Annotated in this window: 14 protein-coding genes; 9 read left to right on the plus strand and 5 right to left on the minus strand. The window is 54.9% G+C overall.

Annotated features, from left to right (window positions below; all coding sequences use genetic code 11):
* Nucleotides 1–19 precede the first annotated feature (19 nt).
* Together AC07P6_RS00625 and xanP are read right to left on the minus strand one after the other, a co-directional pair.
* Entirely contained in the window at nucleotides 20–1,735 is a 1,716-nt protein-coding gene (locus AC07P6_RS00625; RefSeq protein WP_478315431.1) for an AsmA family protein, read from the minus strand.
* A gap of 145 nt (nucleotides 1,736–1,880) precedes the next feature.
* The gene (xanP, locus tag AC07P6_RS00630; RefSeq protein WP_110276931.1) at nucleotides 1,881–3,272 is read right to left on the minus strand and encodes a xanthine/proton symporter XanP; all 1,392 of its coding nucleotides are present in this window, start codon (nucleotides 3,270–3,272) and stop codon (nucleotides 1,881–1,883) included.
* 286 nt (nucleotides 3,273–3,558) lie between these two features.
* Between xanP and gltS the strand changes: the two genes are divergently transcribed.
* Nucleotides 3,559–4,761, plus strand: coding sequence for a sodium/glutamate symporter (gene gltS / locus AC07P6_RS00635; protein ID WP_182235330.1), 1,203 nt, complete (start codon nucleotides 3,559–3,561; stop codon nucleotides 4,759–4,761).
* Nucleotides 4,762–4,874: 113 nt separating this feature from the next.
* Here gltS and glpK read toward each other — a convergent pair whose 3' ends face one another.
* A complete protein-coding gene (gene glpK / locus AC07P6_RS00640; protein WP_182235329.1) occupies nucleotides 4,875–6,386 on the minus strand; it encodes a glycerol kinase GlpK in 1,512 nt (503 codons plus the stop codon).
* A gap of 21 nt (nucleotides 6,387–6,407) precedes the next feature.
* A complete protein-coding gene (locus AC07P6_RS00645; protein WP_181484418.1) occupies nucleotides 6,408–7,259 on the minus strand; it encodes an MIP/aquaporin family protein in 852 nt (283 codons plus the stop codon).
* 443 nt (nucleotides 7,260–7,702) lie between these two features.
* Between AC07P6_RS00645 and zapB the strand changes: the two genes are divergently transcribed.
* The 8 genes from zapB to AC07P6_RS00685 all read left to right on the plus strand — a co-directional run bounded on the left by zapB (nucleotide 7,703) and on the right by AC07P6_RS00685 (nucleotide 15,878).
* Complete coding sequence (zapB, locus tag AC07P6_RS00650; protein ID WP_478315432.1) at nucleotides 7,703–7,948, plus strand: septal ring assembly protein ZapB; 246 nt, start codon at nucleotides 7,703–7,705, stop codon at nucleotides 7,946–7,948.
* 150 nt (nucleotides 7,949–8,098) lie between these two features.
* A complete protein-coding gene (locus tag AC07P6_RS00655; RefSeq protein ID WP_112216051.1) occupies nucleotides 8,099–9,088 on the plus strand; it encodes a sulfate ABC transporter substrate-binding protein in 990 nt (329 codons plus the stop codon).
* A 217-nt stretch (nucleotides 9,089–9,305) separates the two neighbouring features.
* Nucleotides 9,306–10,067: a CDP-diacylglycerol diphosphatase gene (locus tag AC07P6_RS00660; RefSeq protein ID WP_182235328.1), complete on the plus strand. Its 762-nt coding sequence runs from the start codon at nucleotides 9,306–9,308 to the stop codon at nucleotides 10,065–10,067.
* 268 nt (nucleotides 10,068–10,335) lie between these two features.
* Nucleotides 10,336–11,670, plus strand: coding sequence for an MFS transporter (locus tag AC07P6_RS00665; RefSeq protein ID WP_478315433.1), 1,335 nt, complete (start codon nucleotides 10,336–10,338; stop codon nucleotides 11,668–11,670).
* 10 nt (nucleotides 11,671–11,680) lie between these two features.
* Nucleotides 11,681–12,640, plus strand: coding sequence for an aminoimidazole riboside kinase (locus AC07P6_RS00670; protein ID WP_478315434.1), 960 nt, complete (start codon nucleotides 11,681–11,683; stop codon nucleotides 12,638–12,640).
* Between the two features lie 9 nt (nucleotides 12,641–12,649).
* Nucleotides 12,650–13,690, plus strand: coding sequence for an ADP-ribosylglycohydrolase family protein (locus AC07P6_RS00675; protein ID WP_112216047.1), 1,041 nt, complete (start codon nucleotides 12,650–12,652; stop codon nucleotides 13,688–13,690).
* 62 nt (nucleotides 13,691–13,752) lie between these two features.
* The gene (locus AC07P6_RS00680; protein WP_478315435.1) at nucleotides 13,753–14,475 is read left to right on the plus strand and encodes a GntR family transcriptional regulator; all 723 of its coding nucleotides are present in this window, start codon (nucleotides 13,753–13,755) and stop codon (nucleotides 14,473–14,475) included.
* Between the two features lie 98 nt (nucleotides 14,476–14,573).
* Entirely contained in the window at nucleotides 14,574–15,878 is a 1,305-nt protein-coding gene (locus AC07P6_RS00685) for an SLC13 family permease (RefSeq protein WP_182235323.1), read from the plus strand.
* Nucleotides 15,879–15,982: 104 nt separating this feature from the next.
* Here AC07P6_RS00685 and tpiA read toward each other — a convergent pair whose 3' ends face one another.
* Nucleotides 15,983–16,750 (minus strand): triose-phosphate isomerase, encoded by a 768-nt coding sequence (gene tpiA / locus AC07P6_RS00690; RefSeq protein ID WP_181484425.1) that lies wholly within the window; start codon nucleotides 16,748–16,750, stop codon nucleotides 15,983–15,985.
* Between the last annotated feature and the right edge of the window lie 42 nt (nucleotides 16,751–16,792).

Below are 16,792 nucleotides of genomic sequence, written 5' to 3' on the forward strand. Positions count from 1 at the left end.
GGGTTAGGGTGAGGGGAAACTAGGGTGTGGAAATTGCCGGAGCAGCAGGAGCCTGGGCACTCGTGACTTCACCGTTGCGCATCACCTGCGCAACCTGCTGTTTCTCCATATTGATTGCGCTGAGTTGACCATTGACGGTTGGCTTTAGCGGCGCATCCGCGAGCACGCTGCCGGTGGCGGTCAGCTGCACGTTACCATCGCCGGAAACCGGCAGCGCTGGCCAGCCCCAGGCCTGCAAAATATTCAGCGGCACGCCGCGGCCGTTCAGGCTCAGGTTGACCAGGCGCTGCGGAAGCTGCGATACCGCAGCGGTGGCTTGCAGGATACCGCGCTCGGTAAAGGCGCTAAGCTCGTTAACGTTCACCGTCGAGGCGTTGGCGCTAAGCTTCAACGATGGGCGGCGAACGTCAATGCGGTTAAAGGTGGCGGCAGCGGCGTTCAGCGTTGCGCTGCCGTTCCATATACCCCAACTGCGGTCCTTCACCAGCTGTAGCTCGCCGCCGTAGCCGTCGAGCGCAGTGATCTGCCACGGGAATTCCGGTTCAACATCAATCACCAGGTTGCGGCTGGCGCTGAACTTTTTCAGCGTCAGGCTTTGTAGCCATTCCGGCAGTTGCTCCATCCACAGCTGTTTCCAGTTGGCCGGCAGCGTATATTCCAGACCGGCGAACGCGGCGTCATCCAGCACCAGAGCATGTCCGGCACGCAGCCAGTTGCCGGAAGTGCGCACCATCCCGCCTTCCCAGCGTGAGGTGAACTGACGCAGCGCGATACCCTGCGGCGAAAATCCGGCATTCAGGATAGGGTCGAGGAAGTGCAGCGAGCCGTAAATAAACTCGTTGGCATTCATTGACAGGGTGCCATCCTGGCTTTGCCAGTCGCCATGGCTGAGAGTGAGATTACGCAGGTTAAGATCGAGGCTGCTTACCGCCCAGTCAGGCCCTTGCAGGCTGGCATCGGTCATATCGAGACGGCCAACCTGTAGTGAAGGCAGCGTGGTGAGCGGCGTGAAAAAGTCGGCGAGCGATTTATCGCTTTGCAGGCGGATCTCGCTGAGGCGTAAATTATCGACCTGCCAGCCGCCGTTGGCGTTGCGTTTCGCCGTCCCGGTCATCGTGCCGCGGGCAACATCAGCACCGATGGTCGAGAGCGCTACTTCACCGTTATCGATACTCCCCTGAATCAGCACATTGCTGGCTTCGATGCCGTTCAGCGTCATCGACCCTGCGCTCATTTGAATCTGCGTTTTTTTACCGAGGACGTTGCCCGCTTCCGGTGCCCATGGGCTGACGCCGCCGGTGACGCGCTGAGCGCTGAGATCCCAGTCGCTTTCCGGACTGTTAAACGCCATGTTGCGCAACTGTAGGCGGTCGGCGGCGAACGGTAAGGCTGCTGATGAAGGCGAGAAGTTCAGGGTGCCATCGCTGAGGACAATCTCGTCGGCATGCAGTGGGTCGCTAAACTGGCGGCTGCTAAAGCCGATATCCACCGTTTTAGCCACCAGCGTCGCCGGTTTGCCGTCACGACCAAGGGTGACGTTTTGCAGTTGCAGGTGCATTGGCGAGGAGAAATTGTGGTCCATTTTGTTGAAAGAGACCTTCCAGCCGGTACCGTCGCTTAGCCAGGCGCTGGCCTGGCGTGCGCCCCACTGGGTTTGCAGCAGGAAATAAACCGCAATGATCACCACCAGCAGGGCAATCAACAGCCAGAGAATCAGCTTTCCGAGAAATTTCATGATCTTCGATCCTGAGCGAGGCACATAAGGCTGTTATGCCCGAATTATGCGCAATCCTCAAGACAGGAATTGTGTAATGAGATGATGTGAGGTGGATGATGTACATGCCCTGGCCAGCATCACGCGGCCAGGGCATCAGGCAGGATTAGTTTTTCTCTGGCGGGAAAACCAGGTTCAGCACGATTGCCGTGATACCACCGGCAGCGATACCGGAGGAGAGCAGGTTCTTCAGCCAGTCAGGGGCGAACTGCAGAATCAGCGGCTGCTGGGAAACGCCAAGGCCTACGGCCAACGACAGGGCGATAATCAGGATCGCGCGGCGGTTCAGCGGTTCGCGGGAGACGATGCGCACGCCGGAGGCGGCGATGGTGCCGAACATCACTAACGTTGCGCCGCCGAGTACTGGCTCAGGGATATGTTGCACGAAGCCGCTTACCGCCGGGAACAGGCCGAGCACGATCAGCATCAGCGCGACCACAAAGCCGACGTAGCGGCTGGCGACGCCGGTCAATTGAATCACGCCGTTGTTCTGCCCGAAACAGGAGTTCGGGAAGGTATTAAATACTGCCGAGACGAACGAGTTCAGGCCGTTAGCCAACACGCCGCCCTTCAGACGCTTCATATATAGCGGGCCTGAAACCGGCTGCTCGGAGACGTCGGAGGTGGCGGTGATATCGCCGATAGTTTCCAACGAGGTAATCATAAAGACCAGCATCAGCGGCAGCAGCAGATTCCAGTCGATGCCCAGACCGTAGTAAAGCGGCGTGGGCACCATAATCAGGCTGCTGTCGGTTGGCGCGGTATTGGTTGGCAGCATATCGAGGAACCAGGCTGCCAGATAACCCGCTGCCATGGCGATCACCAGCGAGGCGATGCGCAAATAGGGGTTGCGCTGGCGGTTAAGGATAATAATCAGCGCCAGCACGATACCCGCCAGCAGCAGGTTTTTTGGCGCACCGAAGGTGTTATCAGCCATGGCCGCGTAGCCGCCGCCGATAGAAGTAAGGCCAACCTGAATCAGCGACAGACCGATAATCATCACCACCACGCCGGAGACCAGCGGGGTAATGATGCGCCGCGCGAGGTGCAGTACGCGGGAGATGACCATTTCCGTGCAGCTGGCCAGCATCAGGGTACCGAACAGCGCAGCCATCATGGTTGGGACATCGGCGCCGCCGGTTTTCAGCGCGGTACCGCCCATAATCAGCGGCGCGACGAAGTTAAAGCTGGTGCCCTGGATTGAGAGCAGCCCTGAGCCAACCGGGCCCCAGGCTTTAATTTGAATAATGGATGCGACACCGGAGGCGAACAGAGACATGCTGATGATGTGTTGCGTATCCTGAGCCGGGAGGCCCAGAGCCTGGCAAATTAACAGCGCCGGGGTGATGACTGCGACAAACATCGCCAGCAGGTGCTGGAAAGCGGCGAACAGAGTTTGCGGTAGCGGTGGGCGGTCTTCAAGGCGGTAGATTAATTCGCTGACTTGCTTATGCGCAACCGGTTGCGCATTTTCTGACTCTGCGGTGTTAACGGACATCACAACAATCCCAAAGGTGGCAAAGCGGGGATTTTATCGGACTGTAGACCAAAAGCAAACGTTTGCCACTCTTTAGCGATAAATATTTATACAGGGAATAGGCTTAGAAAAATTATTAACATTTTGTATGCTTGATCGCATCAATATCCCTACAAAATATCTTTTTCTGTCATTTTTTCCGTACTTCTGCTTAAAATCCCCTCCCGATTACTCATGATGAGAAGCAATCGACACCGGGAATACCGTCGCGTGTGAATGGATCATGCGCCTATAAGGAGCTCTTTTTATGTTTCATCTCGATACCTTATCGACGCTCGTTGCCGCAACATTAGTGTTGCTACTGGGTAGAAAACTCGTTCAAACCGTCCCTTTCCTGAAGACATATACCATTCCTGAACCCGTTGCGGGTGGCCTGCTGGTGGCATTGGCCTTACTGGCGCTGAAGAAAAGCATGGATATCGAAATTGATTTCGATATGAGCCTGAAAGATCCGCTGATGCTGGCGTTCTTCGCCACCATCGGCCTGAACGCCAACCTCGCCAGCTTGCGGGCTGGCGGCAAAGTGGTGGGGACGTTCCTGATCGTTGTCGTGGGACTGCTGCTGCTGCAAAACGCACTCGGTATCGGCATGGCGAAGCTGCTGGGCCTTGACCCGCTGATGGGGCTGCTGGCGGGTTCCATTACCCTTTCCGGCGGTCACGGCACCGGCGCGGCGTGGAGTAAATTGTTTGTCGAGCGCTATGGTTTCGCCAACGCTACCGAAGTGGCGATGGCCTGCGCAACCTTTGGTCTGGTGCTGGGTGGCCTGATCGGCGGCCCGGTGGCGCGCTATTTGGTTAAGCACTCTTCCTCACCGGACGGCACGCCGGACGATCAGGTTGCACCGACCGCGTTTGAAAAGCCGGAAATGGGGCGCATGATTACCTCGCTGGTGCTGATTGAGAGTATCGCGTTAATTGCCATTTGTTTGACGGTAGGTAAGTTCGTTGCGCAATTGCTGGCGGGAACCGTATTCGAGCTGCCGACCTTTGTTTGCGTGCTATTTATCGGCGTGATCCTTAGCAACAGTTTGTCGGCGTTGGGGCTGTATCGCGTGTTTGATCGCGCGGTGTCTGTATTGGGTAACGTCAGCCTGTCGCTGTTCCTGGCTATGGCCCTGATGAGCCTGAAGCTGTGGGAGCTGGCGTCGCTGGCGCTGCCGATGATTGCCATTCTGGCGGTGCAGACGGTGGCAATGGCGCTGTATGCGGTGTTTGTGACCTATCGAATGATGGGGAAAAACTACGATGCCGCCGTTCTGGCCGCTGGTCACTGCGGCTTTGGCCTCGGCGCGACGCCGACGGCGATTGCCAATATGCAGGCAATTACCGACCGTTTTGGCCCATCGCACATGGCGTTTCTGGTGGTGCCGATGGTGGGTGCGTTCTTTATTGATATCGTTAACGCGCTGGTCATTAAGCTGTATCTGCTGTTGCCGATGTTTGGCTGATAAAAAACCCGGAGGCGGTGCTGCGCACCTGTCCGGGCTACAAGATCGTGCTGTTTGGGGTTTTGTAGCCCGGCTAAGGCGTTTACGCCGCAAGCCGGGAATACCTCCAGCTCTTACCCCTCGTCGTGCTCTTCCCACGCTAACGCGCGTTTTACCGCTTTCTTCCAGCCGCTGTAGCGAACGTTACGCTCGGTAGTTTCAATCCCCGGGCGGAATTCACGTTCGATAACCGCTTTCTCCTGCAACTCATCCAGATTCTGCCAGAAACCCACCGCCAGACCGGCCAGATAGGCAGCACCCAGTGCGGTGACTTCGCGCACTTCAGGGCGTTCTACGCGGGTGCCGAGAATGTCGGACTGGAACTGCATCAGGAAGTTGTTGGCCACCGCGCCGCCGTCGACGCGCAGAGCGTGCAGACGGATCCCTGAGTCAGCCTGCATCGCTTCCAGCACGTCGCGGGTCTGATAGGCGATAGATTCCAGGGTGGCGCGAATAATATGGTTAGAGTTCACGCCGCGGGTCAGGCCGAAGATTGCGCCGCGGGCGTACGGGTCCCAGTACGGTGCGCCGAGGCCGGTAAATGCCGGGACCACGTATACGCCGTTGGTATCTTTCACTTTAGTCGCGAAATATTCGGAATCGAACGCGTCGCTGATCAGCTTCATCTCATCGCGCAGCCACTGAATAGAGGCTCCCGCCATAAACACCGCACCTTCCAGCGCATAGTTCACTTCGCCGCGCGGGCCGCAGGCGATCGTCGTCAGCAGGCCGTTTTCAGATTTCACCGCTTTCTCGCCGGTGTTCATCAGCATGAAGCAGCCAGTGCCGTAGGTATTTTTCGCCATCCCTTCTTTAACGCACAGCTGACCGAACAGCGCCGCCTGCTGGTCGCCCGCGATACCGGCGATCGGAATACGCGTGCCGCCTTTACCGCCGATATTGGTCTGGCCGTATACTTCGGAAGACTTGCGTACTTCCGGCAGCATGGCGCGGGGGATATCCAGCGCGTCGAGCATTTTGTCGTCCCAGTCCAGCTCGTGGATGTTGAACAGCATGGTACGCGAGGCGTTGGTGTAGTCAGTGACGTGCACACGCCCCTGGGTCATTTTCCAGATAAGCCAGGTGTCCACGGTGCCGAACAGCAGCTCGCCGCGCTTAGCGCGTTCGCGTGAGCCTTCAACGTGGTCAAGGATCCATTTCACTTTGGTGCCGGAGAAGTACGGGTCAACCACCAGGCCAGTGGCCTTGCGAATGTACTCTTCCATACCGTCGCGCTTGAGCTGTTCGCAGATTTCAGCGGTACGCCGGCACTGCCAGACAATCGCGTTATAAATCGGTTTACCGGTTTCGCGCTCCCACACGATAGCGGTTTCACGTTGGTTGGTGATGCCGATTGCGGCGATTTCATCGGAGCTGATATCGGCTTTTGCCAGCACTTCTACCAACGTGGAGCTTTGGGTCGCCCAGATCTCCATCGGGTCGTGCTCAACCCAGCCGGGCTTCGGATAAATTTGTTCAAATTCTCGCTGAGAGACGCTGACGATATTGGCATCGTGATCCATTACAACGGCGCGGGAGCTGGTGGTGCCCTGGTCGAGCGCTACGATATATTTTTTGTCGGTCATAGTATGAGTCCCGTAGTCAGATTACAGCGAAGCGTTGTGTTGCGTTGTAGAGGAGGATGAGGCTTCTTTCTCTTCGACAACGCAGGTGTCGCAAGGCAGGTGGCGGCCAATCAGCTTGCGGTAGCAGAATGCGCCTAGCGCAGCACCGACGATTGGCGCACACAGCGGCACCAGGAAATAAGGAATATCTTTGCCACCCGTGAAGGCGACATCTCCCCAGCCAGCAAGCCAGGCGAAGGTTTTCGGTCCGAGATCGCGTGCCGGGTTCATGGCAAAGCCGGTCAGCGGGCCCATGGATGCGCCGATAACGGCGATCAGCAGACCAATCAGCAGCGGTGCCAGCGGGCCGCGCGGCACGCCGTTGCCATCATCGGTCAGCGCCAGAATGACGCCCATCAGGATAGCGGTAATCACCATCTCTACCGCGAAGGCCTGCACAAAATTGATATGCGGGTTCGGGTAAGTGGAGAAAATGCCAGCCAGCTCAAGACTTTCGACGCTACCGCGCACCATATTGTGGCTATGTTCGAAATCGAAGAAAAGATTGTAATAAAGCCCGTAAACTAAAGCCGCAGCGCAAAAGGCGCCAGCGAATTGCGCAATGATAAAAGGAACAACTTTACGTCCGTCGAAGCAGGCAAACAGCCACAGCGCGATGGTGACCGCTGGGTTAAGGTGCGCACCGGAAACCCCTGCGGTCAGGTAAATCGCCATAGCGACGCCCAGACCCCAGATGATGCTGATTTCCCATTGACCGAAGCTGGCTCCCGCGACCTTAAGTGCAGCGACGCACCCAACGCCGAAAAAGATCAACAACCCGGTACCGAGGAACTCTGCGATGCACTGGCCTTTTAGTGTTGATGTTTGGCTCATAATCGAATCCTGAAGCGTAGTGATGATTATTGTATGTGTGAAGGTCGCAGGCGACCACGCTGCCATGTAGGCATAGTGTTAATTTATCGTTAACGAACAAAAACGAGAAATATCGAAATTCAAATGTGTGTACTACGTCAAGAAAATGAGCGTTTTCGCGCCATAAACGCGTATTCGGTCATTTGCGGGTGCGTTTCACCACTCATTTTTTTAACCCATTGATTAACAATTACGAAAAAGTAACGGGAAAAAGCGGTGAACGAACCAGGTAAAGGCCGAAAAGTGTCGCAAACCGCAATCTACGCGGGTTGTCGCTGGACAGGGGCGGCGGGGCTTCATACAATCGACTACATCACCACGGTAGTGCGCTAATTTTCGTTAAGGCGTCAACGCGTATACGAAACGGACGGTTTCTATCAACGCCTTGCAAGTTCAGGAGAGGTATGACGATGTCATTAGAAGTGTTTGAGAAATTAGAATCTAAAGTCCAGCAGGCGATTGATACCATCACTCTGTTACAGATGGAAATCGAAGAGCTGAAAGAAAAGAACAACACGCTGGTGCAGGAAGTACAAAGCGCACAGCACGGTCGTGAAGAGCTGGAGCGTGAAAACGGTCAGCTGAAAGAACAACAGCAGGGCTGGCAGGATCGTCTGCAGGCGCTGCTGGGCCGCATGGAAGAAGTATAATGCTTCTCGCCCTCTCCCGTCCGGGAGGGGGCAAATTCTCCTCGTTATATATACTCACAAGTTATAGCCAATCTTTTTTTATTCTTTAATCATTGGTTCGCTTTCTGGCACGCTTAATTCATCACAACACGACATAAAGAGAGCGGTGCGATGAATAAGTGGGGCGTAGGGTTAACTCTGTTGCTGGCATCCGCCAGCGTTCTGGCAAAAGACATTCAACTATTAAATGTTTCTTATGATCCGACGCGCGAGCTGTACGAACAGTACAACAAAGCGTTTAGCGCGCACTGGAAGCAGGAAACCGGCGATAACGTGGTGATTCGTCAATCCCACGGCGGCTCCGGCAAGCAGGCGACCTCGGTGATCAACGGCCTTGAGGCCGATGTGGTAACCCTTGCGCTGGCTTATGACGTTGATGCGATTGCTGAACGTGGTCGGATCGACAAAAACTGGCTCAAACGCCTGCCGGATAACTCCGCGCCGTATACCTCTACCATCGTGTTCCTGGTGCGTAAGGGCAATCCGAAACAAATTCATGACTGGAACGACCTGATTAAACCGGGCGTATCGGTGATTACTCCGAATCCGAAAAGCTCCGGCGGCGCGCGCTGGAACTATCTGGCGGCCTGGGGTTACGCCCTGCACCAGAACAACGGCGACCAGGCTAAGGCTCAGGAGTTCGTGAAAGCGCTGTTTAAGAACGTCGAAGTGCTGGATTCCGGCGCACGTGGTTCGACCAATACCTTCGTAGAGCGTGGGATTGGCGACGTGCTGATTGCCTGGGAAAACGAAGCGCTGCTGGCAACGAACGAACTGGGCAAAGATAAATTTGAAATCGTGACCCCGAGCGAATCGATTCTGGCCGAGCCGACCGTTTCAGTCGTCGATAAAGTGGTCGATAAAAAAGGCACTCGCCAGGTGGCGGACGCTTATCTGAAGTATCTCTACTCGCCGGAAGGCCAGGAGATTGCGGCGAAGAACTTCTATCGCCCACGTGACCCGGATGTGGCGAAAAAATACGCCAATGAATTCCCGAAACTGAAACTGTTCACTATCGATGAAGAGTTTGGCGGCTGGACCAAAGCCCAGAAGGAACACTTCTCCAACGGCGGCACCTTCGACCAGATTAGCCAGCGTTAATTATCACTTCCATTCCCCGTTCGCGCAGCGCTTAGCGGGGCTACAGCTCTTGTAGCCCGGGTAAGGCGTAAGCCGCGACCCGGGGCAGAGTAGTCTGTTAGCCCGGACAGGCGCGTCAAGCGCCACCTCCGGGAAAAAGATCCCGTACCTCTTCCTGTTTTCATTTAGTCATTAAACTGCGCTACTCTTCCGGTTCCGGCTGAGACAGGAAAATATAATGCGAAGAGTACGATACCTTTTATTGGTACTGCTGGTGGTGGTTCTGGCGGCGGTGGCCGGAGGCTACTACTGGCTCCATTCCGGCAACCCTGACGCGTTGCGGAAAATTGTTCTGCAACAGTGCGTCCCCAACCAACAGCAGAATCAAAATCCCGCGCCCTGTGCGGAAGTCAACCTCAAGGGCGGCTATGTCCTGTTCAAAGACCGCAATGGCCCGCTGCAATATCTGCTGATGCCAACCTACCGTATCAACGGCACCGAAAGCCCGCTGCTGCTTGATCCACTGACGCCGAATTTCTTCTGGCAGGCCTGGCAGGGGCGTGAAATCATGAGCCAGCATCGTGGCTCTGCCGTATCGGATGATGCGGTCTCATTGACAATTAATTCGCGCAGCGGACGCACGCAAAATCATTTCCATATCCATATCTCCTGTTTACGGCCTGATGTTCGTACTCAACTGGACAAAGAGGCTTCCGTCATTAGTAGCCGCTGGTTGCCGCTGCCTGGTGGGTTAATGGGCCATGAATATCTGGCTCGCCGGGTTACTGAAACGGAGCTGGCGCAGCGCAGTCCTTTTCTGATGCTGGCGGAAGAAGTACCGGAAGCGCGTGAGCATATGGGCCGTTTTGCGCTGGCGATGGCGAAGCAGAGTGATGGCTCGCTGGTGCTGTTAGCAACCGAGCGTAACCTGCTGACCCTCAATCGCGCATCGGCGGAAGAGATTCAGGATCATAACTGCGCGATTTTGACGGATCGCTAGTTTTCTTCGCACTACTCTCCTTTCCATTATCTTGTTGATTCTTATCCCGGTTTGAAATCGGGGTAAGATCCTGTGCGTAAAATTATGTGAAACCGATCAAAAGATATAAAGGTATACCTTTATATCTTTTTAGGAGTCGTTACACTCTTCTCATAGCCACCACAGAGCGCTTGTCGGATGGCTTATTTATAAAAACGTTTTTATTTCATGTAGTGACATCATTAGTTGTTCACCAGATTTGCGCTGCTAAGCGTAAAGGAATATCAACATGAAACTTTCTATTGTGGAAAAAATCGGTTTTGGCGCAGGGGATATGGCAATAAACGTAGTAATTATTGCCATGCAGCTGCTGCTCGCCTATTTCTATACCGATATCTACGGCCTGAGCGCCGCTGATGTTGGCGTATTGTTTGTGGTTGTCCGAATGATTGATGCCATTATTGACCCGGCCATGGGTATCCTCACCGATAAGCTCAATACCCGCTGGGGGCGCTATCGCCCGTGGCTGCTGTGGTTTGCTATCCCCTTCGGCTTCGCCGTTTATTTGATGTTTATTACGCCTGATATGGCTTATATGGCCAAACTGGCATGGGCCTATGGCACCTATATTCTTATGACTCTGGTGTATACCGCTATCACCATCCCCTATATTTCGATGATTGGCGTGATTACCAGCGATCCCGTTGAACGGCTTAGCGCAAACGGCTATCGCTTTGTGATGACCAAAATTGCCGCTTTCCTGGTGACTATTGTGGTACCGATACTTGCCGTCTGGCTGGGGCAGGGTAATAAGGCTTTGGGCTATCAGTTTTCGATGGGATTAATGGGGGCAATGGGTGCGCTGCTGTTTATCTTCTGTTTTCTCACCACTCGCGAACGCAGCGAACCGGAAATTACGTCGTTATCAGTAGGAAAGCAGTTTAAGTATCTGTTACGTAACGATCAGTGGATTATTCTCGGCGTTGTTATTTTGCTGCTGATGTGCGGTTATGTTATTCGCGGTTCCGTCGCGGCTTATTACGCTAAGTATTATCTCAATGGTGGCGACAGCCTGATTTCACCGTTCCTGACCACCGGCGTTATCGCTTCCATTCTGGCGATGATTGCCACCACCTGGATAACCAAGTTCTGGGACAAAATTAAAATGTTCCGCTATACCCAGCTCGTCACTTTTGTTCTGAGCGCACTGATGTATTTCTGCGTCGGTCGTGAAAATCTCGTGCTGGCATTTACGTTCTATTTCCTCATTAATTTCTTCTGCGACATGCAAATGCCGGTGTTCTGGTCCTCTATCGCTGAAGCGGTGGATTACGGAGAAAAGAAAACGGGTTTGCGCGTTTCCGGCCTCGCGTTTGGCGGCATTCTTTTCTTCCAGAAATTTGGTATGGGGGTTGCGGGCGGCGTGCTGGGATTCCTGCTAAGCCATTTTGGTTATCAGGCTGATGTTGAACAGAGCGCTCGTTCGTTAACGGGTATTGCGCTGATGATGACGCTGATTCCAGCGCTGTTCCACCTTGCGGTTGGGCTGCTTATGAAAAAGTATCTGATTAACAATGAATATTATCGTGATATTCAGCTTTCTCTGGCGCAGAAACAGGCATAAGGAGGCGCGAATGAACGTTCTGAATAAGGTTTGGGTTATCGGTGATGCCTCCGTCGATCTGGTGCCGGAAAAACAGAATAGCTACCTGAAATGCCCCGGCGGCGCATCGGCGAACGTGGGAGTGTGCGTTGCCAGGCTGGGCGGAGAGTGTGGCTTTATCGGCTGTCTTGGCGATGACGATGCCGGGCGTTTTCTGCGTCAGGTTTTTCAGGATAACGGCGTGGATGTCTCTTTTCTACGCATGGATACGGCCCTGACCAGCGCGGTGCTAATCGTCAACCTGACGGCTGACGGGGAACGCAGCTTTACCTATCTGGTGCATCCAGGTGCCGATACCTACGTTTCGCCGCAGGATCTGCCGCCGTTCAGGCCGCACGAATGGTTTTACTTTAGCTCAATAGGCCTCACCGACAGCCCCGCCCGTGAGGCGTGCCTTGAGGGGGCGAGAAGAATGCGTGAAGCGGGGGGCTACGTACTGTTTGACGTCAATCTACGCAGCAAGATGTGGCGGGATACCGGTGAAATACCGCAACTGATCGCCCGGTCCGCCGCGCTGGCTTCTATCTGCAAAGTCTCGGCAGATGAACTTTGCCAACTGAGCGGCGCCAGCCATTGGCAGGATGCGCGTTATTACCTGCGCGATCTGGGCTGCGACACCACCATCATCTCATTAGGCGCTGATGGCGCGCTGTTGATTACCGCCGAGGGGGAGTTCCATTTTCCCGCACCACACGTTGAGGTCATCGACACCACCGGAGCGGGTGATGCTTTCGTCGGCGGCCTGCTGTTCACCCTTTCCCGCGCAAATTGCTGGGATCATGCCCTGCTGGCAGAAGCCATCAGCAATGCCAATGCCTGCGGCGCAATGGCGGTGACGGCAAAAGGGGCAATGACCGCACTGCCGTTTCCCGAGCAGCTCAATACTTTTCTTTCCAGCCATTCGCTGGCACAAGCCATGACCGTGAAATAAGGAGTCATCATGCACGTTGATCAAAACAAAATACTGGGATGCCTGGTTGGCGCCGCCGCCGCAGACGCGATGGGAGCAGCGACGGAAGTGCGCACCCAGCAGCAAATAAAAGACTATTTTGGCGGCTGGGTGACGACCTTTCAAAAACCGCCAGCCGATACTTTTGGCCGCTGCAATGAAGCGGGCATGTGCACGGATGATTTTATTCAGGCTAAGTACATTATGGACGCGCTGCTGCGCCATCAGCGTGAGGTCAGCGACGAAGCGATGCGCGAGGCCTTCCAGCAGTGGCTGGATTATCCTTACTACGCCAACTTTACGGGGCCCACGACGCGCGCGGCGATGAAAGCGATCTTTAACGACAATCGCGCCTCTTTGCAGGGAGAGCTGGAAGGCGAAAAACAGTCGGTACAGATCATTAATAAAGGTAACGCGGAAGCAACCAACGGCGCGGCCATGAAGATTTGGCCAGCGGCGGTGCTGCATCCTGGTAATATCGACGCGGCAATTCAATGTGCGTTGCAGATTTGTCGATTTACCCATAACAACGTGCTGGCGATGTCCGGCGCCGCGGCGATGGCGGCGGCAACCAGCGAGGCTTTAAGAGCGCAGACCGATGCAGACAGCATTATTGCCGCCGGTATCTACGGTGCGCAAAGAGGCTATCTGCTGGCGCAGGAACAAGGGGCGATGATGGTCGCCGGACCTTCCGTTGCCCGACGCATTGAGCTGGCCGTGGATATCGGTAAACGTCATCGCCATTGGGAAACGGCGATAGTGGACATTGCTGATATTATTGGCTCCGGGCTGCACGTCAGTGAAGCGGTACCCGCCGCCTTTGGCCTGTTCGCGTGTTGTCCGAATTCTGCCGTAGATGCTATTATCTCCGGCGTTAATATCGGCAATGATACTGATACCGTCGCCACCATGGTTGGGGCGATTTCCGGCGCATTCCATGGCGTGGAGGCTTTTCCCGCCGATTATTTAACGACCTTGGATCGTATGAATCATTTCGATTTGGCAGAACTGGCCAGGCAAATCGCAGGGTAGCGAATTCACCCTGCCGGGGACGGTAACACGTCCCCTGCTGGCGAAGACGTGAGGTGCGCAGTTTGCAGGTTGATAAAACGAGCTTTACTCCGCTTTATAAGCAACTATTTTTTATCATCTGTCAGCAGATCCAGAATGGGTCTTTGCCTTTAGGCAGCCAGCTGCCGACGCAAAAAGAGATTGCCAGGACTTATAACGTCTCGCTGATTGTGGTGAAACAGGCCTGGAGCGAGCTGATCAATGCGGGGATTATTTCGTCCCAGCGCGGGAGCGGTTCGGTAGTCTGCTCCGTGCCGGAAGGTGTGAGCTATGGCCATACGTTTCGCGGTATTACCAGCGATCTCCAGGACGCCAGCGTGGCGATTGAGAACCGTATTCTGGAAATCGCGCCGCGTCGCGCGCGCGAGGCTCAGGCTGATGGCCTGAGCCTGCCCGCACAGCATCATTATCTTTATATTTCGCGTGTTCGTTGCCTGAATAACCGTCCGTTCAACCATGAGAAGATTTATCTCGATCTCAGCTTCTTTCCTGGACTGGAACTGACGCCTCAGGCGCTGGAGCATACGTCGCTCTATTCGCTATTGAACGTGACCAGCGACTCGGCGATTGAAAAAGTTGAGGCGATTTTACCTTCCGCCGAACTGTGTGAAAAATTGCAAATTGCCGCGAATAAACCGCTGTTATCTGTCGCCAGACAGACATTTCAAGCCGGACACGATAGCCCGTTTGAATATTGCCGTTATTATGTGCTGTCTGAATACTTTGGCGAAATTCATTATCACTGATCTATCTGCTCCAATCCTGCGATAACCCCACTATATCTGGCATTTACCTGCTTTACTGTCCATCGTATTCTTGCTGAAAAAATCGTCAGGAGACAGGTATGTCGCTCTGGTTGTCCCATCCTCTGTTCCTTCCTTCCATAATCGTTGGCATCACGATTCTGCTCTGGGCGACTTCGTTACTGCCGGAGTTTATGACCGCGTTGCTGTTTTTTGCCGCCGCGATGATCGCCAAAATCGCGCCGCCGGAGGTTATCTTCGGTGGTTTTGCCTCGTCGGCCTTCTGGCTGGTGTTCAGCGGCTTCGTGCTGGGAATAGCCATTCGCAAAACCGGGCTGGCGGACAGGGCGGCCCGCTCGCTCTCGTCGCGGCTAACCGATTCCTGGCCGCTGATGGTCGGCAGCGTGGTGCTTCTCAGCTATGCCTTAGCCTTTGTTATGCCGTCCAATATGGGGCGCATTGCGCTGCTGATGCCGATTGTGGCGGCGATGGCAAAACGCGCGGGGATTGAGGATGGCACGCGCGGCTGGTATGGGCTGGCGCTGGCGGTTGGCTTCGGCACCTTCCAGCTGTCGGCGACCATTTTGCCTGCTAACGTTCCGAATCTGGTCATGAGCGGCGCGGCGGAAGGCTCATACGGTATCCACCTGAATTATCTACCCTATTTATTGCTGCACACGCCGGTGCTCGGTTGGCTAAAAGGGGCGGTACTGGTTGCGCTGATATGTTGGTTGTTTCCCGGAAAACCGCATCCGCCGCGCGACATGACGCCGCTGCCGCCGATGAGCCATGATGAGAAGCGCCTTGCATGGCTGTTAGCGGTGGTACTGACTCTGTGGGTGACGGAGAGCTGGCACGGCGTGGGGCCAGCCTGGACGGGCCTGGCGGCGGCGGTGATAACGCTTCTGCCGCGCGTTGGTTTTATCAACGGCGAAGAGTTTTCCAGCGGCGTAAATATTCGTACCTGTATTTACGTTGCCGGGATTCTGGGGCTGGCGATCACTGTCACCCAGACGGGTATCGGTAGCGTGATGGGAAATGCGCTGCTGCATATTATGCCGCTGGATAAAGAGAGTCCGTTTACCAGCTTTCTCGCATTGACCGGTATTACCAGCGCGCTGAACTTTATTATGACTGCCAACGGCGTACCAGCGCTGTATACCACCTTCGCGCAGAGTTTTTCCGACGCCACCGGCTTTCCGCTGCTGAGCGTGATTATGATTCAGGTGCTGGGGTATTCCACGCCGTTGCTGCCGTATCAGGCGTCACCGATTGTAGTGGCAATGGGGCTGGGGAAGGTACCAGCTCGAGCGGGGATGCTGCTGTGTATTGCGCTGGCGGCGGTGAGCTATTTAATTCTGCTACCGCTGGATTATTTGTGGTATCAAGCGTTGGGAAAACTGTAGCAGGATAAGAAAACCCGGAGGCGGCGCTTGACGCGCCTTGTCCGGGCTACCAGGCGATTAACCCCGGTTGCGAAGCGCCACCGGGGAGGTGCCTGTTAAAGCTATTACGCGTTTTTAGCCGCTTCTGCTGCTTTAACGATCACTGCGAAAGCGTCTGCTTTCAGAGATGCACCGCCAACCAGCGCGCCGTCGATGTCCGGCTGGGTGAACAGCTCAGCTGCGTTGCCTGCGTTAACGGAACCGCCGTACTGGATGATCACTTGTTCAGCGACTTTCGCATCAGCTTTCGCGATGTGGTCACGGATGAATTTGTGAACCGCCTGAGCCTGAGCAGGGGTTGCAGATTTGCCGGTACCGATCGCCCATACTGGTTCGTAAGCGATAACTACGCCTTCGAATGCGGCTGCGCCCTGAGTTTTCAGAACGGCGTCAATTTGACGTGCGCAAACTTCTTCGGTTTTGCCCGCTTCGTTTTCTGCTTCGGTTTCACCGATGCACAGAACCGGGATCAGACCCTGTTCTTTCAGTACCGCGAATTTTTTAGCGATCAGTTCGTCGGACTCTTTGTGGTAGGTACGACGTTCGGAGTGACCAATGATGATGTACTGGGCACCAATGTCTTTCAGCATTTCAGCGCTTGTTTCACCAGTGAATGCGCCGGACAGGTTCAGGTCAACATTCTGCGCGCCCAGGTGGATGTGGCTGCCCGCAGCGGCTTGTTTAGCCAGGTCGATGTACATTTCAGGCGGAGCAATTGCAACTGCACAGCCGGTAACGCCAGCCAGTTCTTTACGCAGGTTAGCAACCAGCTCGTTTACCATGTGGCGGCTGCCGTTCAGTTTCCAGTTACCCATCACTAAAGGATGTCGCATTTTAATTCTCCACGCTTCAAAGCGAATTAAGGAATATAGCCG

The sequence above is a fragment of the Klebsiella sp. GFKo11 genome, assembly GCF_056490265.1.

Excerpts from the sequence above, each read along its gene's own strand:
- AC07P6_RS00655 (WP_112216051.1), top strand. The coding sequence starts at position 8,099 with ATGAATAAGTGGGGCGTAGGGTTAACTCTGTTGCTGGCATCCGCCAGC.
- tpiA (WP_181484425.1), bottom strand. The coding sequence starts at position 16,750 with ATGCGACATCCTTTAGTGATGGGTAACTGGAAACTGAACGGCAGCCGC.
- AC07P6_RS00670 (WP_478315434.1), top strand. The coding sequence starts at position 11,681 with ATGAACGTTCTGAATAAGGTTTGGGTTATCGGTGATGCCTCCGTCGAT.
- xanP (WP_110276931.1), bottom strand. The coding sequence starts at position 3,272 with ATGTCCGTTAACACCGCAGAGTCAGAAAATGCGCAACCGGTTGCGCAT.
- AC07P6_RS00625 (WP_478315431.1), bottom strand. The coding sequence starts at position 1,735 with ATGAAATTTCTCGGAAAGCTGATTCTCTGGCTGTTGATTGCCCTGCTG.
- AC07P6_RS00660 (WP_182235328.1), top strand. The coding sequence starts at position 9,306 with ATGCGAAGAGTACGATACCTTTTATTGGTACTGCTGGTGGTGGTTCTG.
- AC07P6_RS00675 (WP_112216047.1), top strand. The coding sequence starts at position 12,650 with ATGCACGTTGATCAAAACAAAATACTGGGATGCCTGGTTGGCGCCGCC.
- zapB (WP_478315432.1), top strand. The coding sequence starts at position 7,703 with ATGACGATGTCATTAGAAGTGTTTGAGAAATTAGAATCTAAAGTCCAG.
- AC07P6_RS00685 (WP_182235323.1), top strand. The coding sequence starts at position 14,574 with ATGTCGCTCTGGTTGTCCCATCCTCTGTTCCTTCCTTCCATAATCGTT.
- AC07P6_RS00665 (WP_478315433.1), top strand. The coding sequence starts at position 10,336 with ATGAAACTTTCTATTGTGGAAAAAATCGGTTTTGGCGCAGGGGATATG.
- AC07P6_RS00645 (WP_181484418.1), bottom strand. The coding sequence starts at position 7,259 with ATGAGCCAAACATCAACACTAAAAGGCCAGTGCATCGCAGAGTTCCTC.
- gltS (WP_182235330.1), top strand. The coding sequence starts at position 3,559 with ATGTTTCATCTCGATACCTTATCGACGCTCGTTGCCGCAACATTAGTG.
- glpK (WP_182235329.1), bottom strand. The coding sequence starts at position 6,386 with ATGACCGACAAAAAATATATCGTAGCGCTCGACCAGGGCACCACCAGC.